Annotated in this window: 17 protein-coding genes; 9 read left to right on the top strand and 8 right to left on the bottom strand. The window is 40.1% G+C overall.

Annotation, left to right across the window (positions count from 1 at the left end):
* Positions 1-184 precede the first annotated feature (184 nt).
* On the top strand, positions 185-1,450 hold the full coding sequence (locus tag AC2117_RS16285) for a glutamate-5-semialdehyde dehydrogenase (RefSeq protein WP_133975468.1): 1,266 nt from the start codon (positions 185-187) through the stop codon (positions 1,448-1,450).
* A gap of 75 nt (positions 1,451-1,525) precedes the next feature.
* Here AC2117_RS16285 and AC2117_RS16290 read toward each other — a convergent pair whose 3' ends face one another.
* From AC2117_RS16290 to edd, 4 genes are all read right to left on the bottom strand, one after another.
* Positions 1,526-2,038, bottom strand: a complete 513-nt coding sequence (locus AC2117_RS16290; RefSeq protein WP_042894800.1) for a gluconokinase — start codon at positions 2,036-2,038, stop codon at positions 1,526-1,528.
* Between the two features lie 17 nt (positions 2,039-2,055).
* Positions 2,056-3,414 carry a gluconate:H+ symporter gene (locus AC2117_RS16295; RefSeq protein ID WP_042894797.1) on the bottom strand — a complete coding sequence of 453 codons (1,359 nt, stop codon included), beginning with the start codon at positions 3,412-3,414 and terminating at the stop codon, positions 2,056-2,058.
* A gap of 187 nt (positions 3,415-3,601) precedes the next feature.
* A complete protein-coding gene (eda, locus tag AC2117_RS16300) occupies positions 3,602-4,231 on the bottom strand; it encodes a bifunctional 4-hydroxy-2-oxoglutarate aldolase/2-dehydro-3-deoxy-phosphogluconate aldolase (protein ID WP_133975470.1) in 630 nt (209 codons plus the stop codon).
* 21 nt (positions 4,232-4,252) lie between these two features.
* The gene (edd, locus tag AC2117_RS16305; RefSeq protein WP_133975472.1) at positions 4,253-6,106 is read right to left on the bottom strand and encodes a phosphogluconate dehydratase; all 1,854 of its coding nucleotides are present in this window, start codon (positions 6,104-6,106) and stop codon (positions 4,253-4,255) included.
* Positions 6,107-6,156: 50 nt separating this feature from the next.
* On the opposite strand from edd, the gene AC2117_RS19160 reads away from it, so the two are divergent.
* The 6 genes from AC2117_RS19160 (at position 6,157) to AC2117_RS16330 (ending at position 12,710) form a co-directional block, all read left to right on the top strand.
* Complete coding sequence (locus AC2117_RS19160; RefSeq protein WP_262473208.1) at positions 6,157-6,282, top strand: hypothetical protein; 126 nt, start codon at positions 6,157-6,159, stop codon at positions 6,280-6,282.
* Positions 6,283-6,763: 481 nt separating this feature from the next.
* Complete coding sequence (locus AC2117_RS16310) at positions 6,764-6,883, top strand: hypothetical protein (protein ID WP_133975474.1); 120 nt, start codon at positions 6,764-6,766, stop codon at positions 6,881-6,883.
* Positions 6,865-8,067, top strand: coding sequence for an acetate/propionate family kinase (locus AC2117_RS16315; RefSeq protein WP_133975476.1), 1,203 nt, complete (start codon positions 6,865-6,867; stop codon positions 8,065-8,067). Before AC2117_RS16310 ends, AC2117_RS16315 begins: the two co-directional genes overlap by 19 nt.
* Positions 8,068-8,112: 45 nt before the next feature.
* Positions 8,113-10,257, top strand: coding sequence for a phosphate acetyltransferase (pta, locus tag AC2117_RS16320; protein ID WP_133975478.1), 2,145 nt, complete (start codon positions 8,113-8,115; stop codon positions 10,255-10,257).
* Between the two features lie 230 nt (positions 10,258-10,487).
* Positions 10,488-12,014, top strand: a complete 1,527-nt coding sequence (locus AC2117_RS16325; protein WP_133975480.1) for a fumarate hydratase — start codon at positions 10,488-10,490, stop codon at positions 12,012-12,014.
* Between the two features lie 141 nt (positions 12,015-12,155).
* Positions 12,156-12,710: a DUF2059 domain-containing protein gene (locus AC2117_RS16330; protein WP_133975482.1), complete on the top strand. Its 555-nt coding sequence runs from the start codon at positions 12,156-12,158 to the stop codon at positions 12,708-12,710.
* 24 nt (positions 12,711-12,734) lie between these two features.
* On the opposite strand, the gene AC2117_RS16335 is transcribed toward AC2117_RS16330, so the two are convergent.
* From AC2117_RS16335 to tig, 4 genes are all read right to left on the bottom strand, one after another.
* On the bottom strand, positions 12,735-13,451 hold the full coding sequence (locus AC2117_RS16335; protein ID WP_133975484.1) for a DUF2846 domain-containing protein: 717 nt from the start codon (positions 13,449-13,451) through the stop codon (positions 12,735-12,737).
* 152 nt (positions 13,452-13,603) lie between these two features.
* Positions 13,604-14,917, bottom strand: coding sequence for an ATP-dependent Clp protease ATP-binding subunit ClpX (gene clpX, locus AC2117_RS16340; protein ID WP_133975486.1), 1,314 nt, complete (start codon positions 14,915-14,917; stop codon positions 13,604-13,606).
* A gap of 106 nt (positions 14,918-15,023) precedes the next feature.
* Positions 15,024-15,629 (bottom strand): ATP-dependent Clp endopeptidase proteolytic subunit ClpP, encoded by a 606-nt coding sequence (gene clpP, locus AC2117_RS16345; protein WP_003654845.1) that lies wholly within the window; start codon positions 15,627-15,629, stop codon positions 15,024-15,026.
* Between the two features lie 193 nt (positions 15,630-15,822).
* Complete coding sequence (gene tig, locus AC2117_RS16350) at positions 15,823-17,157, bottom strand: trigger factor (protein ID WP_042894770.1); 1,335 nt, start codon at positions 17,155-17,157, stop codon at positions 15,823-15,825.
* Positions 17,158-17,571: 414 nt separating this feature from the next.
* Between tig and AC2117_RS16355 the strand changes: the two genes are divergently transcribed.
* Together AC2117_RS16355 and AC2117_RS16360 are read left to right on the top strand one after the other, a co-directional pair.
* A complete protein-coding gene (locus tag AC2117_RS16355) occupies positions 17,572-19,875 on the top strand; it encodes a TonB-dependent receptor (RefSeq protein WP_133975488.1) in 2,304 nt (767 codons plus the stop codon).
* Between the two features lie 106 nt (positions 19,876-19,981).
* The gene (locus tag AC2117_RS16360; RefSeq protein WP_042894764.1) at positions 19,982-20,665 is read left to right on the top strand and encodes a Fe2+-dependent dioxygenase; all 684 of its coding nucleotides are present in this window, start codon (positions 19,982-19,984) and stop codon (positions 20,663-20,665) included.
* The last annotated feature ends 150 nt before the right edge of the window (positions 20,666-20,815 follow it).

The raw sequence follows: 20,815 nt of genomic DNA on the forward strand, positions 1-20,815 counted from the left end.
TTCTAAACAATTGTGTGAAATATACGCAATCGCTCAAATGACCGCTCATCTTGTTTAAGTCGCTAATAGTTTGCAAAATATTTAAATGTTTTTTTATGGCGGTCACATTTTTCAAAAAAAGCCATTCATTGTTCCGCATTTGACTGCTACTATCTTAGTCATTGGTAAATGATTAAAAAATGCTATGCAAGACTCAATTGAACAATATATGCAACAGGTGGGACAACAAGCACGTCAAGCTTCTCGTGTCTTAACAAGTGCTTCTACCTCACTAAAAAATCATGCTCTCTCTGCTATTTATACTGCTTTAGAAAATAATCAGGCAGAAATTTTGGCAGCGAATCAAATCGACATGGATAAAGGTCGTAGCAATCAGCTCGACAGCGCATTGCTTGATCGTCTTGAACTTACACCCGCACGTTTTAAAGGAATGTTGCAAGGTTTAAAAGATGTGATCGCACTTGTCGATCCTATTGGGGAAATTACTGATCTTGCATATCGCCCCACAGGCATTCAAATTGGTAAAATGCGAGTGCCTTTAGGTGTGGTTGGAATGATTTACGAATCACGTCCAAACGTAACCCTTGAAGCTGCATCTTTAGCGATTAAATCTGGTAATGCTATTATTTTGCGTGGTGGTTCAGAAGCACTAGAGTCAAATAAAGCAATTGCTGAAGCAATTAAGCATGGCTTAACAGTTGCTGGCTTACCTGAACATTCAGTGCAAGTTATTAGCACTTCTGACCGTGCGGCTGTTGGTCACCTCATTACCATGACTGAATATGTGGATGTGATTGTTCCACGCGGCGGCAAAAGTTTAATTGAGCGTGTAACCAATGAAGCGCGCATTCCAGTCATTAAGCATCTTGATGGCAACTGCCATGTATTTGTTGAGGCACAAGCAGACTTGCAAAAAGCTTTACCAATTACCTTAAATGCCAAAACTCACCGTTATGGCGTTTGTAATGCGATGGAAACGCTGCTCGTTGATGAAAGAATTGCAGACGTTTTCTTACCACGCATTGCTGAACTTTATGCAGAAAAACAAGTTGAGCTCCGTGGCTGTCCAGAAACACGCCGTATTTTAGGTGCATCTGTAAAACCTGCGACAGAAGAAGATTGGTATACCGAATATTTAGGGCCAATTCTTGCAGTTAAAGTTGTTAGCGGTATTGATGAAGCAATTGACCATATCAACAAATATGGTTCACATCACACTGATGCAATTGTGACTGAAAACTATACTTTGGCCCGTCAGTTCTTAGCTCGTGTAGATTCGAGTTCAGTGGTTGTCAATGCATCAACTCGTTTTGCTGATGGTTTTGAATATGGCTTAGGTGCAGAAATTGGTATCTCTACCGATAAAATCCATGCGCGTGGCCCAGTAGGTTTAGAAGGCCTAACTTCTCAGAAATGGATTGTGTTAGGTGACGGCCAGATTCGCCAATAATTGAGCTAAACCAAAAAAAAACGCCTGATATTGATCAGGCGTTTTTGTTTCCATCATTCAGTATTTTTAGGATTATTATTCCTGACACACATCACTAATCACACCAAGTTTCTGCATTACCTGCGTAACAATTTGCTCAGGGGTCAATATGATATCAATCGTAATCGCTTCATTTACATCTGGCTCTTCTAATGTATCAAGCTGAGTCTGCAATAACGATGGATCAAAGAAATGACCTGCCCGCTCAGCAAGACGTTGCTGTAGCAATTCATATGACCCTTTTAAATATACAAACTGCACATTCTGGTCATATCCACGTAAAATATCTCGGTAAGCGCGCTTCAGTGAAGAGCAGGTAAACACTGCCGTCTCACCTGCCTGCTGTTTCTCTTCGATAGCCTTACGAATCGCGTGTAACCAAGGTAAACGGTCTTCATCAGTCAAAGGAATACCTTGACTCATCTTACTTTTATTTGCAGCTGAATGCAGTGTATCTCCATCGAGAAACTCGCAAGCCAGATGCTCCGATAGCAACTCACCAATCAGCGTTTTGCCTGTTCCACAGACACCCATTGCAATCACAATCATGGATCACTTACCTCTAATTATAAAATAGTGCTAAGCAGTAGCGTGAAAGATAATCCCAACACCGAAATGATCGTTTCCAATACCGACCAAGTTTTGAGTGTCTGCCCCACTGTCATACCGAAATATTCTTTGATTAACCAGAAACCCGCATCATTTACATGTGAGAAAACTAATGAACCTGAGCCTGTGGCAAGTACCAAAAGTTCAGGTCTAACTGCGACGCCTGCCGTGGCTGCAATTGGAGCAACAATACTACAAGCAGTAGCCATAGCAACCGTTGCCGAACCTGTTGCCAAACGAATCAATGCTGCAACTAACCAGCCCAACAATAACGGTGATAAATTTGCCTTCAAGGCTGTAGAAACGATCTCATTAGAAATACCACTGTCACGTAAAATACCGCCAAAACCACCACCAGCACCGACAATCAACATTATTCCGGCAATAGAAGCCAAACATCCGCCACAGAACTTTTCAATCTGTTCACGGTTAAAGCCCTGCATGGTACCAAAGGTAATAAAGCTGACCAGTACGGCAATAAGCAATGCGATATCAGAAGTGCCAATGAAACGTAGTAAATCGTTTGCGAAAGTTTGTGGTGCAAAGAAAAGATCAGCCCAGCTTCCGATTAACATTAATACGACAGGCAACATAATCGTAAATAAGGTAATTCCAAAGCTTGGTAGCTCACGAGTTTCTTTCTTATCTACCTCAACAAATTGCTTAAACAAGGGATTGTTCTCAGGCAATTTGACATATTTATTGATCCATAGCGCATACAACGGCCCTGCCACAATGGCAGTTGGGACGCCCACCAACAAACTGTAGGCAATCGTTTTACCAATATCAGCGTGATATGCCTGTACTGCCAACAATGCTGCCGGATGTGGTGGAATTAAGCCATGCACAACGGACAAACCTGCGACCATCGGCAAACCAACAATCAGTAATGATTTACCTGTTCTTTTTGCAATATTGAATGCAATTGGAATGAGTAGAACGAAACCTACTTCGAAAAATACGGGAAGACCAACAATAAGGGCAATAAACATCATGGCCCAGTGAATATTTTTCTCACCAAACCATTTAATCAAAGTAATTGCTATTCGCTCGGCACCACCTGACTCGGCCATCATTTTACCGAGCATGGTTCCCAGTGCAATCACAATCGCAAGGTGACCCAAGGTTTTGCCAGTACCAGCTTCATATGACTTAACAATGTCGCCCATTGGCATGCCAACGGCTAAAGCTAAACCGAGTGAAACAATAATAAGAACCAGAAATGGATAAATTCTGAACTTCGCGATCATGACAACCAATGCAATAATCGCGATTACAGTGTAGATAAGCAACATGCCACCCTGAACCGTCTCCATGTGACACTTCTCCTTGGAATAATGCTATTTAGGCAGACTGCCCAAACAAAGGTCTTCAACCACAGTAATTCCTACTGTTAAGACACTAATTTCTTATATTTAGGTGTGACCAGCACTTACTGGTCACATCGACGCAATCTCTAAAGCACAACAAATGCACTTCATTTTTTATAAATATTAACTACATTTAAAGTGCTCTCAACTGACTAGCCACTTGAGCTAAACGAGTAATTTCAGCCCAGTCTTGTGTAGCTACAACAGATTTAGGTGTTAACCATGACCCACCCACACAAACTACGTTTGGTTGTTTTAAGAAATCTGGCGCTGACTCCGCCGTAATTCCACCTGTAGGGCAAAAACGTAAGTTTGGAAATGGACCATAAAAGGCTTTTAGCATCTCAACTCCACCCGCTTGCTGAGCTGGAAAAAACTTTACAATCTCATAGCCTAATTCAATTGCCTGAATCAGATCACTTGGTGTCATCACACCCGGTAATAAAGGCAAGCCAGCATCTTGTGCAGCCAAATGCAGATCCTTAGTCAAACCCGGCGACACACCAAATTGAGCACCTGCTTTTTTAGCTTGAGCACAATGTTCTGGTTTGGTAATTGTTCCTACACCAACCACAATGTCATCAGCCAACTGGCTCGCACGCTCAATAGCAGCAAGACCTGCCGCAGTACGTAACGTAATTTCTAATACTTTCACACCACCTGCATGTAAAGCACGTGATACATGTTCACCTTGCTCGGCAGAATCAAATGCCAATACGGGAACAACTGGACCTAATTTGACGATATCTTCAATTTTAATCATTATTTTTTCAGTTCCTTTGATTCAAATCTGCTCTGGTGAAGTTTCACCAACTAATGCACCAAACACAGATGCTCCATGTTCAGCTGGCGCAGCAGCAGCACGGAAAACACCAAATAATTCACGGCCAAAGCCAACTTCGTTTTCTGCCTGATGTTCTGGCTGTGCAACAGGGCGTGACTGCCAAACAGCTTCATCTAGCTCGACATCAAGCACGCCAGCTTCAGCATCAATAACCAACATATCTCCTGTTTGAACTTTGCCAATCGGACCGCTCAATAATGCTTCTGGAGATAGATGAATCACCGCAGGAACTTTGCCTGAAGCACCAGACATACGGCCATCGGTCACTAAAGCAACATGAAAACCTTGGTCTTGTAAAACACCTAACACAGGAGTTAAACGATGTAGTTCTGGCATACCATTAGCGCGTGCGCCTTGGAAACGAACGACTGCAATAAAGTCTCGATGCAACTCACCACGATCAAACGCTGCTTGCACCGCTTCTTGAGAATCAAACACAATTGCTGGCGCTTTAACTTTACGATGTTCTGGCGCAACAGCAGAAATCTTGATTACACCACGGCCTAAACGTCCTTGCATTAAACGCAAGCCACCATCTGGTTGAAACGGCGCATCAATGCTACGCAATACTTTGTCATCAAGGCTTTGAACCACGCCATCGACCCAAGTAAGCTTGCCATCAATCAGTTTTGGTTCTTTGGTGTAATGTTGCAAACCTTTACCAGCCACTGTAGTTACATCGTTATGCAACAAGCCAGCTTCAAGCAAATTACGAATTAAGAAAGCAACCCCACCCGCAGCCTGAAAATGGTTTACATCGGCTTTACCATTTGGATAGATTTTTGCGAGCAATGGAACAACAGCCGACAATTCATCAAAGTCGTCCCAGTCAATTAATATTCCAGCAGCACGAGCAATCGCAATAAGATGCAAAGTATGGTTCGTTGAACCACCTGTTGCGAGCAATGCCACAATGCCGTTTATAATTGCTTTTTCATCAACAACATGACCAATTGGCGTGTAGTTTCCGCGCTCAACTGTTAAATCAAGTACACGAATCGCAGCTTCTGCGGTGAGTGCATCGCGTAATGGTGTGTGAGGATGAACAAATGCAGCACTTGGAAGGTGTAAACCCATCACTTCCATCAGCATCTGGTTACTGTTAGCCGTACCATAAAATGTACATGTACCTTGTCCATGATAGGCAGCTGACTCAGCCTCTAGCAGAGCATCTCGACCAACTTGACCAGTTGCAAATTGCTGACGAATTTTAGCTTTATCATCATTAGACAAACCACTAGTCATTGGGCCAGCCGGCACAAAAATAGTAGGTAAATAGCCGAACTGCAAAGCACCAATCAATAATCCCGGCACGATCTTATCGCAAACACCCAAACATAAAGCTGCGTCGAACATGTTATGAGATAATGCAATAGCCGTGCTCATTGCAATCGTTTCACGAGAGAACAATGATAGTTCCATGCCAGCATTACCTTGAGTAATACCATCACACATTGCAGGTACACCACCAGCAAACTGTGCTACCCCTCCATTTTCGCGAGCAGCTGTTTTAATTAGATCTGGAAATGTTTTATAGGGTGCATGAGCCGAAAGCATCTCGTTATATGAAGATACAATCCCAATATTTGGCTCACGACCTACTTTAATAATTAATTTTTCATTATCTTCCATGCTGGCAAAACCATGAGCCAGATTGGCACATGAAAGTGCGCCACGAGCAGGAAATTTGCCTTGTGCATGTTCAATACGTTGTAAATATGCAGAACGAGTTTTTTGACTACGTGCGATGACACGCTCGGTAACTTTTGCCAGTATAGAATTCGGCAAGTCCATGCAGGACGCTCCTGTACAACCGGATAAGCCGGGAAATAAAAATAAACCAAATGATATATTTTTATGATCATTTGAAAAAGGATGAACAATATTATTCAGGCAAAAAGCGACATGCAACCCCAGCCAATGCTGCTGTAATGACCTCAGCACAAAGCTTAACGGTAGAGCAAGCTTAGGTTTGAGACAGAAAGCCCATTTAAAATTTGGATATATTTATGCTGAAACCAAACTTCGGTAAATACGGGAAAATTATTGTAATATCAATACAATAAAATATATTTAACAATATATAAATGATGAGCTTTTCACTCTAGTTTTTAGTTTTAATAAGTCCACTTTTTATTCTTTTTAATTTCCATTAATACCCCTAAATCTGAATTTCAATTACGTATATTATTTGTAATATATTCTTAAAATTTAATTTAAGGAGTTTGCTCGTCCTTTTATTAAAGGATCGACCTCTGGCTCTTAAAATACATATTTGGTTCAGGTTTTATTTTTCATAAAAATATACAAAAAACTGATCAATTCCTGCATAAAAAATAAGCCACACAGAGATTAACATCTATACTGACTAAATATTAGTTATAAACAGCTTAAAAATCATAGTGCTTAAGTCTAATGGGCTAAAGTCTATCTTGGACAGAAAAACAACACATGTTAAAACATGACAACCCGTTCAAAATGTATTTAAAAATAATACATGTCGAACAGGAAGTTAGGAAAACTATTTTAAATCAGGACGTGAGTATTTCAACGTGGCTACATCAGTATTAGTTATCAATTGCGGCTCTTCATCTATTAAATACGCGCTGGTTTCAGAACGTCGTGAAGATCGTATTTACGGTTTAGCAGAAAACCTAGGGGCAGCCGATGCTCGGATTAAGGGAGTGACAGTTGGTGGTGAACCACTTGAACTTGCTATCCCTTATGCTGATCATGCCAAAGCTTTAGAAACTTTACTTGCGCGTCTAGCCAACTACAAACCGCAAGCAATCGGACATCGTGTTGTACACGGCGGTAGTTTAACCAAAGCAGAATTACTCACTCCTGAAATTATTGAACGTATTCGCGCTGCGACGCCTTTGGCTCCGCTTCACAACCCAGCACATTTAATTGGTATTGACGCAACCGTACGCCTATTCCCTGAATTACCTCAAGTTGCCGTATTTGACACAGCATTCCATCAAACCATGCCAGCGCATGCATACCGTTATGCAATTCCTAAGTTTTTATATACTGATCACAACGTCCGCCGTTATGGCTTCCATGGCACAAGTCATGCCTATGTGTCTGATAAAGCAAGTGAGCTTGCGGGCAACCTGAAAAAAGGTGGATGGTTAACAGCACATTTAGGAAATGGCAGTTCAACTTGTGCGGTATGGAACGGACAAAGTGTTGATACGTCTATGGGCCTTACTCCACTTGAAGGTGTGGTGATGGGAACTCGTAGTGGTGACGTTGATCCAAGCCTACATAGCTTCCTTGCGAAAAACCTCGGTTGGGATTTAGCAAAAATTGATAAAGTTTTAAATAACGAAAGTGGCTTACTTGGCTTATCACAACTGTCTAATGATATGCGTACGGTCATTGAAGCGGCAGAAAATGGCAATGAAGATGCCAGTCTTGCAATTGAAGTCTTTAGTTATCGCCTTGCAAAATCACTTGCAGCATTAAGCTGTGGTTTACCAACTTTAGACGGCCTCATTTTCACAGGCGGTATTGGCGAAAACTCAGCATATATTCGAGAAAAAACCTTAGCGTATTTACCTCATTTTGGTTTGCAGCTTGATAAAGATCAAAACAACAACTTAAAACGTGGTACTGAAGGCCGAATCGACAATGGAACAGGGCCTCAAATTTGGGTCATTCCTACAGACGAAGAAGGCCGTATTGCCAAAGAAACCCGTCAAGTTGTTGAAGCGGCAGGAACTACAGTATCTGTAGCGAGCCTTGCTTAATCAAATTTTAGCGAAAACCCGATATTCGTTTATTTATAGGTTTATATGAATACAATTTTATTGATTCCTACAGGCGAAGGGGTTGGTTTAACCTCTGCCTGCTTAGGCATGATTTACGCACTTGATTGTAACGGGATTAAAGCAGGCTTTTTAAAACCATTTTCTCAAGAAGACCAAGAACATCTTGACCGAACAACTTCATTATTTGGTCATTTATTTCAAAGTAAAACCGTTCAATCTATTTCGCATGAAAAATTAACTCAGCTTATTGCTGCTGGGGAAGTAGATGAATTACTTGAAGAAGCTGTTAGTCTTCACCGCAGTGTTGCAGCAGACCATGATGTCATTATTGTGGAAGGCTTATTGCCAAATGGACAAGACCACTTCGCCAGTGAACTCAACGCAAGTCTTGCACAAGCACTTGATGCGGAAGTCGTATTGGTCAGTACAGCAGATATTCAAAATCCGAAAAAAGCCGCAGAAAAAGTAGATGCTCATTTACGCCAGTTTGGTGGTGCGGCTTCAAATCGTACTGCGGGTGTGCTTTTCATGCGTACACGTGGATTAACTGAAGAAACAGCACAAATTCCTGTCGCATTTGATCCATCATTACGCCCAACTGAAGACATCGCAAAATTTACGACCGAACTGCAAAAATATAATCGTTATTTTGGCTCTAGCGATTTACCGATTATTGGTTTAGTTCCATTTAGTAACACGCTGAGCGTACCTAGAATATTAGATATTGCGAACGTCATTGATGGGCAATGGGTACATCAAGGTGAAGCTAAAACACGTCGTATTTTGCATTCGAGTTTAATTGCCTCAAGCATTGAATATGAACTGAATAAGTTTATTGCGGGTGAACTGATTATTAGTGCATCTGAACGTACAGATGTATTACTTGCAAGTAGTTTGGCAACCAGCAATGGTATTCCACTCGCAGGTTTGGTTCTTACTGAACGTGAAGCCCCAGCTCCTGAGCTTTTAGAGTTTTGCCAAAGTGCGATCAAGCAAGGCTTGCCAATTTTACATACACGTCTCAATACATTAGAAACTGCTCAGCGTTTATCTGACTTTGGTAATGAAATTCCTGTCGATGATACTGAGCGTGCGGAACAAGTGACTCGTTTTGTTTCAAGTCATATTGATGTCGAATGGCTTAAGCAGCACAGTAACAATGTAGCTACCCCTCGCCTATCTCCATCGGCTTTTCGTCATGAACTAGTGCAAAAATCGATTGCAGCGAAAAAACGAATTGTATTGCCTGAAGGCGATGAGCCACGCACCATTCAAGCAGCAGCAATTTGTCAGGCACGTGGCATTGCTGACTGTATTTTACTGGCAAAACCAGAGGCGGTTCAGGATGTTGCAAAAGCCCGTGGTATTGAATTACCAGCCGGATTAGCAATTGTTGATCCAGATAGCATTCGCGATCAATATGTAGCACCAATGGTCGAGCTGCGTAAAGGTAAACTCAACGAGCTTCAGGCCAAAGAACAACTTCAAGACACCGTAGTACTCGGTACAATGATGTTAGCCTTGAACGAAGTAGATGGCTTAGTTTCCGGTGCAGTACACACCACAGCAAATACGGTCCGCCCAGCTTTCCAGCTCATCAAAACAGCCCCAGAATATTCACTGGTTTCATCCATCTTCTTTATGCTGTTACCAGATGAAGTTTATGTGTACGGCGACTGTGCGATTAATCCAGATCCTACAGCAGAACAACTGGCTGAAATTGCAATTCAGTCTGCTGACTCAGCAAAAGCTTTTGGGATTGATCCACGTATTGCCATGATCAGTTATTCAACTGGAACATCTGGCACAGGTGCAGATGTTGAGAAGGTACAACAAGCCACTCAAATTGCTCAGCAACGTCGCCCTGATTTACTTATTGATGGACCACTTCAATACGATGCAGCTTCAGTTGAAAGCGTTGGTCGCCAAAAAGCACCAGAATCGCGAGTTGCAGGCCGTGCCAATGTATTTATTTTCCCTGATTTAAATACGGGCAACACGACTTATAAAGCAGTACAACGTGCTGCAAATGTTGTAAGCGTTGGACCAATGCTGCAAGGTCTAAACAAACCTGTAAATGATTTGTCTCGCGGAGCTTTGGTAGATGACATCGTGTTTACCATTGCATTAACAGCAATTCAGGCTGAACAGCAAGCTGCTGCTAAATAATTAATATAATTTTATCTGTTTCTACCTCTCGCCATTTGATGTCCGCTCAAATGGCTTTTTTTATTTTAATCGTTTCAAAATAAATAATTTTCCTATCTCTGACGTTTAAATGTCCCCTATATAGTCCTATGCGACTTTCGGTCAAAAGATCAACCAATCTCCCACAAAACGATCTTTTTGTCATATAATTTAGCCCGCTAGCTAACAGCCCGCTCAAGAGATTTTCTGGTATGACAACGATTATCAAACAAGATGACTTGATTACATCGATCAAGGACGCCCTACAGTTTATTTCGTACTATCACCCGCAAGACTTTATCCAAGCGATGAGCCGTGCTTATGATCGCGAAGAAAACCAAGCTGCAAAGGATGCAATTGCACAAATTTTAATTAACTCTCGCATGTGTGCGGAAGGTCATCGTCCAATTTGCCAAGATACTGGTATTGTTAACGTTTTCCTTGAAGTGGGCTTAGATGTTAAATTTGATTTAACAATGAGCTTAGATGATGCAGTAAATGAAGGTGTTCGCCAAGGTTACCTTGAAAATAGTAACGTTCTTCGTGCATCTGTACTTGCAGACCCAGCATTTGGTCGTAAAAATACAAAAGATAATACCCCTGCTGTAATTCACTACAAACTCGTTCCGGGTAACAAAGTAGATATTACTGTTGCTGCTAAAGGTGGCGGTTCAGAAAACAAATCTAAACTTGCGATGCTTAACCCATCTGACTCGATTGTTGATTGGGTACTTAAAACTGTACCAACAATGGGTGCAGGCTGGTGTCCTCCTGGCATGCTCGGTATTGGTATTGGTGGTACTGCTGAAAAAGCCATGATGCTTGCTAAAGAAGCACTCATGGAAGAAATCAACATGGACGAATTACTTCGTCGTGGCCCAGAAAGCAAAATCGAAGAACTTCGTATCGAAATCTTTGAAAAAGTAAACGCACTTGGTATTGGTGCTCAAGGTCTTGGCGGTTTAACAACTGTTCTTGATATTAAAATTAAAGATTACCCATGTCACGCTGCGGGCAAACCAGTAGGTATGATTCCTAACTGTGCTGCTACTCGTCACGCTCACTTCCAGCTTGATGGTTCAGGTGTAGCTCATATTCAGGCACCTAAACTTGAAGACTACCCATCTGTAACTTGGGATTCTTCAAAATCTAAACGTGTAAACCTTGATACCATTACTCAAGCAGAAATGGATTCTTGGAAACCAGGTGACACATTACTCCTTAGCGGAACAATGTACACAGGTCGTGATGCTGCGCACAAACGTATGGTTGAAATGATCGACAACGGTGAAGAATTACCAGTTGATCTTAAAGGTAAGTTTATTTACTACGTTGGTCCAGTTGATCCAGTGGGTGACGAAGTTGTTGGTCCTGCTGGCCCTACAACTGCAACACGTATGGATAAATTCACACGTAAAGTACTTGAGCATACTGGCTTGTTTGGCATGATTGGTAAGGCTGATCGTGGTCCTACAGCAATTGAAGCAATCAAAGACAACAAAGCAACTTACTTAATGGCAGTTGGTGGTGCAGCTTATCTTGTATCTAAAGCTGTTCGCGAAGCTGAAGTTGTTGCGTTTGCAGACTTAGGTATGGAAGCAATCTACAAATTCGTAGTTGAAGATATGCCTGTTTCTGTTGCAGTTGATGTAAACGGTACATCAATTCATGCAATTGCTCCAAAAATCTGGCAAGCAAAAATTGGAAAAATTCCAGTAGTCGACGCTGCGGCAGGCTAATCAAGAAAAGCACCGAATTCGGTGCTTTTTTTTTACCTTCTTTTTTATTTTAAACATTGAAAAGAATTGTAACAATTGCTTCGTTAATCTGTGCTATTAATAAATGCACTCTCTCACCATATATTGAATATAGGTCATTTCATGACTATTCGCCCTATTCTTAAAAATCTTTCAATCAGCCTCTGCTTAAGCTGCATTACTACAAGCTTATTTGCCTCTCCTGCCAAGTTAAGTTCAGTGAAAGAACTCATGCAAATTAGCCAAATTGATTACCTACTTAAAGAATCAATTAATGAATTAACGCCTTATTATGATCAACAGGCAGAACAGATCGTTAGTAATATTACAGGCATCAAAACCCTAGGCCCGAAAGAAAAAGAAGCTGCGAAAAAGCTCAGCTTACTATTGAAAGATTCAAGTAACCAACTCATCAGCAATCCTAAAACTGTGCAAGCTTTACAAGATATTTACTTAAAGACATATTCTGAAGAAGAGATCCAAGCGAATCTTAAATTTTTAAAAACCCCAGAAGGCCAATCGATTACGCGTAAAAACGTACAGATTATGGGGCAAATTTCAGAATATATGATGGAGTTAGGACAACAGACCTTTAATGACCCTAAAGCACGGGATCATATGCAAGAAGAGATGCTTAAAATTATTGCGCCACTCATGAAAGATAAAGAAAAGTCTTAACTTTTCTTTATCTTTTGCAGGTCGTTACCAAGTTAAAGGATTCCATAATTTAAAAGGCTTAATCAGATGCACATCTGATTTTTCATCATATTTGGCAGGTTTTAATTCTTGTGGCTTATGTCTAATCTTGCCTGATGCATCTTCTGCCACGAAATTGTAGCTTGAAGATTTCAATTCGGTAAAGGCAATTTCTCTACGGCCAATATTATCTTGCATTAACATAAATGGCCCAGTGTGTTCACCTCGATCCATTTTATTTTCTTCATCATATTTCAAATAATAAGACGTTCCAGCCTCCACTGTTATATCCATATATTTTGGTTCTTGAAAATGAATCCCCAATAAAGGGCGACTCGCAGAAAGACGATAAGTTCCTGCTGGCAATTCAATCCAGTAATAATGATTATGTAATAGGCTCGGAATCCGCTTACCATTTACAAACAGGTTAATCGCTGCGATTTCCTGACGATTCCATTTCGTATCTGGACGATAAAGATAAACGACAGCAGCTTGTTCATTTTGTGGTTTGACTGGAGCAAAGGTCTGACCCAATTTTTGATTAACCCAACCACCCATCGCAAAACCACCTACGTGATATTGGTCTAATAATCCGGGTTCTTTTTCAACATCGACTTTAGGTAAGGTTGCAGTCAATTCACCCGTATTTTTTTCTAAATGAGATGAACTTTGACAGCCCACAAACAGTCCGGCACAGCACAAAGATACGATTAAATAACGCATGGCATCCCTCAAAGCGTTTTGTTTTTGATTTATTTTTTACACCGCAAAACTATGCGCATTTTGTATTTTTAAGATTAACACCACCCACATAAATTGAAAACAAAAAAAGCACGAATCACCGGAGCGATTCATGCTTTTTAGATGAATGAAATCTATGCAGACTTCGAATCAATCACCTTTAAATCAGCCTTTGCAACACTTTCATGTGTTACAGCTTCTTTAGGCTGACGCTCAGACTGATAAACAGGCTCTGCTTCGCCATTAATTACCGCCTCATTAATAATGACTGTTCCAACATCATTACGGCTTGGTAAATCGTACATGGTTTCAAGCAGTACGTTTTCCATAATAGAACGTAGACCACGCGCGCCCGTATTACGTTCAAGTGCTTTCTTCGCAATCGCACGCAATGCAGAATCTTCAAAAATCAGATCAACATTTTCCATGGTGAAAAGATATTGATATTGACGAGTTAATGCATTTTTTGGCTCAGTCAAAATTTGCATTAATGCTTCTTCGTCCAACTCTTCAAGAGTCGCAATCACCGGTAAACGACCAATGAATTCTGGAATTAAACCAAATTTCACTAAGTCGGTTGGCTCAACCTGACGGAACAATTCAGCAAGTTTTTTGGTTTCATCTTTGTTTTTAACATCAGCTGTAAAACCAATACCGCCTTTCTCTTGACGCTGCTGTACAATTTTTTCCAAACCAGAAAAAGCACCACCACAAATAAACAAGATATTCGAAGTGTCAATTTGGATAAACTCTTGCTGCGGATGCTTACGTCCACCTTGCGGAGGAATAGAAGCCACTGTACCTTCAATCATTTTTAACAATGCTTGTTGTACACCTTCACCAGAAACATCACGTGTAATTGACGGGTTTTCAGATTTACGAGTAATCTTGTCAATTTCGTCAATATAGATAATGCCCTTCTGAGCTTTCTCTACATCGTAGTCTGCTTTTTGCAAAAGCTTTTGTACAATATTTTCAACATCTTCACCTACATAACCAGCTTCGGTTAATGTCGTTGCATCTGCCATTGCAAATGGAACATCTAAAAGGCGAGCCAATGTTTGCGCAAGTAAAGTTTTACCCGAACCTGTAGGTCCAATCAGTAGAATGTTACTTTTAGCAATTTCTACTTCTTTAGACACATGGCCATTATGACCAACTTTCAGGCGTTTATAATGGTTATAAACCGCAACAGATAATGTCTTTTTGGCAAGATCTTGACCAATCACATATTGATCAAGCGCAGCACGTATTTCATGTGGTTTTGGTAATGCCTTACTCGCCCAGTCCCCTGCTTCAACCTGTTGGCTGGTTTGTACAAGGTCTAAGCAGACATCCACACACTCATTACAAATATATGCGTCCTCACCTGCAATCAGTTTCCCGACTTCAGACTGCGTTTTACCGCAAAATGAACAATGTTTTTGTCCTTGAGGATGTTCGGACATATTCACTCCACAAATAGAATCTTAAATATTAGGGCAAGATGCACTGCATAAATAACTAAATGGAGATCTTTTTCAACATCTCAAGTTATTTATATTAAGAAGGTCCTTATGGACGCTTACTTAGCACCTGATCAACCAAACCATATTCTTTAGCAGACTGTGCTGTCATAAAGTTATCACGGTCAGTATCACGAGCAACTGTTTCGTAGTCTTGACCACTGTGCTCTGCCATTAAGCGGTTTAAACGTTCTTTAATAAATAGAATTTCACGCGCATGAATTTCAATATCCGATGCTTGACCACGGAAACCACCCAATGGTTGGTGAATCATTACACGGGCATTTTCTAAACAATAGCGTTTGCCTTTAGCACCAGCATTTAACAAGAATGCACCCATTGAAGCAGCTTGACCCATACAATATGTCACGACATCAGGTTTAATAAACTGCATCGTGTCATAAATAGCCATGCCCGCTGTCACAGAACCACCTGGAGAATTGATATAAAGGTGGATATCTTTATCAGGGTTTTCAGCTTCTAAAAACAACATTTGGGCAACAATTAGATTTGCCATGTTGTCTTCAACTTCACCTGTTAAAAAAATGACGCGCTCACGTAAAAGTCGTGAATAAATATCAAAAGAACGTTCGCCGCGAGAAGATTGTTCAACCACAACAGGAACTAAAGCATTTTCAATTGTTGGAACATACATACGTTATTTATTCCTAAATTTTTTGTGACTTAACCTATGGCAACAATATGCGGGATAATTTCTCAAATTGCAAAAGGTTCGCACTGAAATATTATATTATTTATACCTAAGTACTTAATGTCGCACTCAAATTAACCACATATTGAAAAACGAAAAAGGCGCTTAAAGCGCCTTTTTCTGACTTCTTAAAAGATTAGCCCATACGGCGAGCTTGTTGTTCTTTTAACAAATCATCATAAGATACTGGTTTGTCAGTCACTTTAGCAGCAGCTAAGATGTGGTCAACAACTTGATCTTCTAATACAACTGCTTCGATTTGAGCACGTTGTTGAGCATCATTTTTGAAGTATTCAATCACTTCAGTTGGATCTTCGTAAGAAGAAGCCATGTCGTCAATGTAAGCATCAACGCGTGATTGATCAACTTCAAGTTTAGCATCAGCTAAAACTTTGCTTACTAACACGCCAAGCTTAACAGAACGTTCTGCTTGTTCTTTGAACAATTCGTCAGGAAGCATGCTCTTGTCAAAAGATTGCGCGCCTGCACCACCGAACTGTTGAGTGAACTGTTGAACCATTTGTTGACGTTGACGGTCAATTTCTTGAGCAACCATAGCAGTTGGAACTTCAACTTCATTCGCAGCAACAAGTGCATCAAAAGCAGCTTGTTTAACTTGGTTACGTAAACCATTGCGAACTTCACGTTCCATATTCTTGCGAACGTCAGCTTTTAATTTCTCAACGCCTTCTTCTTCTGTTACACCAAAGATTTTCAAGAATTCAGCATCAATCTCTGGAAGTTTTGATTTTTCAACTTGCTTCACAGTGATTTTGAACTGAGCTGCTTTACCAGCTAAGTTTTCAGCTTGGTAGTCTTCAGGGAAAGTAACATCAATTACTTTCTCTTCACCAGCTTTCATGCCAACGATGCCGTCTTCAAAGCCAGGAATCATACGACCTGAACCTAACACAAGTTTAAAGTCTTCAGCAGAACCGCCTTCAAACTTTTCACCGTCGATAGTGCCTTCAAAGTCAAAAGTCACTTGCATGTCTTTTTTCGCCATACCCTTGGTAACAGCCCAAGTTTGACGTTGTTTTTGCAAGTTTTCGATCATAGCATCAACGTCAGCATCTTTAATTTCAGCTGTTTTACGTTCAACTTCTAAACCGTCGAATGCTTGTACTGCAACTTCTGGATAAACTTCTACAGTCGCTTCAAAAACTAAAGCATCTTCTTTATGTTCAACTTTATCAATGTTAGGCATACCTACCGCATTGATTTTTTCTTGTTGAATTGCTTCAAAAACGCTATCACGAATGATGTCATTTACAACTTCTTGATAAATGCCCGCACCATATTCGCGGCGAACAACGTTTTCAGGTACTTTACCTGGACGGAAGCCGTTGATCTTCACAGTTTTGGCAGTGCGCTTCAAACGAGCTTCAAATTGCTCGTTAATACGGCTCGTCGGTACAGAAACATTTAAACGACGGGCAACGCCCGAAACCGCTTCAGTCGTTACTTGCATGGCTTCCTCGATAAAAATTAGTGAGTAGGAACAGTTTTTTTAAAAGTGCTGTATTATATGACAACTTTCAAGATATACAAAATTAACCGACCACTTCATTTAAGTTAAGGTCATTATTCTCGTAAATTTCACAGTAATTTTATGATTCTTTAAATATTTTTCATAAAGCCTTAAGTAAAACTAATTTTTTAGTTATTCTTCACAAATCTAAAATTACAATCAAAATCTAAAGTTAATCGCTTTTACAAACAATTACTAAAAATCAGTAGATTAACCACATAAAAGCACAATTACCTATTCAGCCATTCACTCTATCTTCATAATTCAATTGGCAAATTCAATTAACATAAACTGTACATATAAATAAGAATTATTATTATTCGCATAACCTTTTAGTTTTAGAGTCCTGAAGTCATGTCTTTGATTAGAACACGTAAAAAAATTGTTTCTTCTGCGATAGCTTCATCACTATCAATGATTGCGACAACAGCCATGGCACAAGAAGCAATTTCACAATTACCCACAATTCATACTCAAGCGACTCAAGAGGAATCTTTAAAGGTAGATCAGTCAGCCAACTCAAAATTTGTGGCTCCTCTCAAAGATACGCCGAAATCGGTCTCTATCCTTTCTCAAAAACTAATTAAAGATACAAACTCTAACACCTTGCTCGAAGCTTTACGTTACGAACCAGGCATTACTCTAGGTGCGGGTGAAGGTGGTACCCCATTTACAGATATGCCTTACATTCGTGGTTATAGCGGACAGTCTTCTATTTATGTGGATGGTGTTCGCAATACAACGTCACAAAGCCGCGATATGTTTGCGATTGAACAAGTTGAGGTTATTAAGGGTTCTTCCTCTGCCCTTGGTGGTGGTGGTAGCATTGGTGGAAGTATTAACCTAATTCCTAAAGTTGCTCACGAAGGTGATGTCTACCAAGGCAGTGTTCAAGGGGGTACTGACAACTATCGTCATATTCAACTTGATGCCAACAAAGACTTTGGTAATGGCATTGCTGGTCGTGTTGTTATCATGGGTCATGAAAATGAAAAAGCTGGTCAGAGTAACGGAGCTGAATATGCTCGTGCCGGTATTGCATCAAGCCTTGCATTTGGCCTAGATACAGCAACTCGTGGAACACTTAGCTACTACTATTTACGTAGTAATGATGAACCAGATGCAGGTATTCCATTTAACAATGCAAATCCAGCGACTCCTCCTGCTGGAGTTACTGTGACTCCTGGTAATGGTAAACCTGTTGATGTAAAAGCGGGAACTTACTATGGCTGGAAAGCTCGTGATTTTGATAAACGTGAAAACCATATCGGTACGTTTAAATTAGAACATGACTTTAGTGAAAATCTTACCTTGTCGAATGTAGCGACTTACAACAAATCTAAATCTGATTATGTTTATACCAATGCTGATGACTCTAAGGGTAATATTTACAGAGGGACTATCGCTCGCCGTGCTTTAAGCCGTATCTTAGATACTGATGCGTATAGTGATCAACTTTCTTTGAGAGGTAAATTTAATACTGGTTCATTAAAGCATTCTTTTAATGTCGGTACAGAATGGAGTCTCCAAGAAACTGACCAAGGTATGTATACATTTACCAATGCTGCTGGACAAACAACTTCGACAATTTTACAAGATAATATTAATAACTGTACTTCAACTGCTGCCGCATCAAATGGTTGGTGTACTGGTTTAAATAATCCAAGAAATGGTGCTTTCACCGACAAACTTGGAACAATTAAAGGCCAATCTACAACGCGTAGCCACACTGTTTCTGTTTATGCTTTAGATAGCATCGAATTTAACCCTCAATGGCTTTTAAATGTAGGTGTCCGCTGGGATAAGTTTGAAACAGAGAAAAAATATAACAAAGATGTATATGCTACTGAAAAAGGGGCATATAACTACTCAAAAGTTGCCACTCCAGAAGGAACAAAATATGAAAGTGATTCAGATTTCTTCACTTATCAAGCGGGCTTAGTATATAAACCAACTGAGAACGGCAGTATCTATGCAAGCTTTGCAACTTCTGCTAACCCAGTAGGCGTTCTTGCTGAAGGCGACAGTAGTGACAATGCACTTGGTACTACCGATATTATTAATGAACTTAAACCAGAAGAGGCTCGTACTTTTGAAGTAGGAACGAAATGGGATCTGTTTAATAATCGTGCAAATTTAACTGCCGCAGTTTTCCGTACTGAAAAGCAAAATACTCGTATTCAAATCGATCCTACTACTTCCGCGAATGCGGGTAAAAGTAAAGTTGATGGATTTGAAATCAGCTTGAATGGGAAAATTACCGACAAATGGGATGTATCTACAGGTTATAGTTATTTAGATAGCGAAATCACAGAAGCTGCATACAATTCGATTGCTCAAGAAGGTAAACCTTTACCATTTGTAGCGAAAAACAGCGCTACCTTATGGTCTACTTATAGAGTGATGCCTCAATTGACTTTAGGCGCTGGTGTTGAATATCGTGATCAAGTGTTTGTAAACACGACTGCACCTAAATATTTGCCAACCTATACCATTTACAATGCGATGGCTAAATATGATGTTAACAAGAATGTAAATTTACAGCTTAATATCAACAATATCTCTGACAAACGTTATTTCACAAGTGCACATGCAGCTCACTACGCGTTTGAAGGTAATGGCCGTAACGCAGTATTAGCGATTAATTTTAAGTACTAAGGTTAAATTCCATAGTTTATTTATGGAGTTAATTAAAGTTCATATAAGATAGCCTCGTCACGAGGCTATTTTTACAAATGAAGTATCTATTAAAAAGGTGTTGGCTGTGATTCATCATATCCCTAATGTGTTAAGCAAAGAACAAGTTGCCGAGTTTCGGAAGCTTATGAAAGAGGCGAATTGGGTGGGTGGAAAAGTAACTGCTGGCACCCTATCAGCTTCAGTTAAAAGAAATCAGCAACTCTCTGAACAAGACCCGCTGACTCATCATTTAAGTGATATTGTCATTAAAGCAATTTGGCAAAACCCTGTTTTTCAGGCCGCTGCCCTTCCTCACAAAATTATTCCCCCACTTTTTAACCGTTATGATGAACACGAAAGCTTCGGTTTTCATGTTGATAACTCGATTCGTCTTATTCGGGGTACTTCAGAACAAATTCGTACTGATTTATCTTGTACTTTGTTTTTAAGTGAACCTGATGAGTACGAAGGTGGTGATCTGGTTATTGAAGACACCTATGGTTATCATGAAGTCAAATTACCAGCAGGTGATGTCGTACTCTATCCATCGACGAGCTTACATGAAGTCAGCAGTATCACCTCAGGTACACGATTCGCCTCTTTTTTCTGGGTACAAAGTTTGGTACGCGATGATAGTAAACGACATCTTTTATTTAACTTAGATGAAAGTATTCGGGAACTGCGTAAAGCACATGGCGATAGCTATTCTGAAGTGATGAAACTCACCAACATTTATCACAATTTAATTCGCATGTGGTCTGAGCTGTAACTATATTTATTTTTACCTTATTGAGGATATATAATTATTTTTATCTCAATATGGTGAAAATATGAAAATTATTTTCTATAAAACATAAAACAGCGCAAAATAAGAAAATTATTTTCTTATTACCAAGATTAAAATTACTATAAGAATTTT

Source organism: Acinetobacter calcoaceticus (assembly GCF_900520355.1).
GTDB lineage: Bacteria > Pseudomonadota > Gammaproteobacteria > Pseudomonadales > Moraxellaceae > Acinetobacter > Acinetobacter calcoaceticus_C.

What these genes read in the sequence shown, in the direction of transcription:
- AC2117_RS19160 (WP_262473208.1), top strand. Translation starts at nt 6,157, where the DNA reads ATGATATATTTTTATGATCATTTGAAAAAGGATGAACAATATTATTCA.
- clpP (WP_003654845.1), bottom strand. Translation starts at nt 15,629, where the DNA reads ATGTATGTTCCAACAATTGAAAATGCTTTAGTTCCTGTTGTGGTTGAA.
- AC2117_RS16325 (WP_133975480.1), top strand. Translation starts at nt 10,488, where the DNA reads ATGACAACGATTATCAAACAAGATGACTTGATTACATCGATCAAGGAC.
- clpX (WP_133975486.1), bottom strand. Translation starts at nt 14,917, where the DNA reads ATGTCCGAACATCCTCAAGGACAAAAACATTGTTCATTTTGCGGTAAA.
- AC2117_RS16285 (WP_133975468.1), top strand. Translation starts at nt 185, where the DNA reads ATGCAAGACTCAATTGAACAATATATGCAACAGGTGGGACAACAAGCA.
- AC2117_RS16295 (WP_042894797.1), bottom strand. Translation starts at nt 3,414, where the DNA reads ATGGAGACGGTTCAGGGTGGCATGTTGCTTATCTACACTGTAATCGCG.
- pta (WP_133975478.1), top strand. Translation starts at nt 8,113, where the DNA reads ATGAATACAATTTTATTGATTCCTACAGGCGAAGGGGTTGGTTTAACC.
- AC2117_RS16335 (WP_133975484.1), bottom strand. Translation starts at nt 13,451, where the DNA reads ATGCGTTATTTAATCGTATCTTTGTGCTGTGCCGGACTGTTTGTGGGC.
- AC2117_RS16330 (WP_133975482.1), top strand. Translation starts at nt 12,156, where the DNA reads ATGACTATTCGCCCTATTCTTAAAAATCTTTCAATCAGCCTCTGCTTA.
- AC2117_RS16355 (WP_133975488.1), top strand. Translation starts at nt 17,572, where the DNA reads ATGTCTTTGATTAGAACACGTAAAAAAATTGTTTCTTCTGCGATAGCT.
- tig (WP_042894770.1), bottom strand. Translation starts at nt 17,157, where the DNA reads ATGCAAGTAACGACTGAAGCGGTTTCGGGCGTTGCCCGTCGTTTAAAT.
- eda (WP_133975470.1), bottom strand. Translation starts at nt 4,231, where the DNA reads ATGATTAAAATTGAAGATATCGTCAAATTAGGTCCAGTTGTTCCCGTA.
- edd (WP_133975472.1), bottom strand. Translation starts at nt 6,106, where the DNA reads ATGGACTTGCCGAATTCTATACTGGCAAAAGTTACCGAGCGTGTCATC.
- AC2117_RS16290 (WP_042894800.1), bottom strand. Translation starts at nt 2,038, where the DNA reads ATGATTGTGATTGCAATGGGTGTCTGTGGAACAGGCAAAACGCTGATT.
- AC2117_RS16310 (WP_133975474.1), top strand. Translation starts at nt 6,764, where the DNA reads ATGTTAAAACATGACAACCCGTTCAAAATGTATTTAAAAATAATACAT.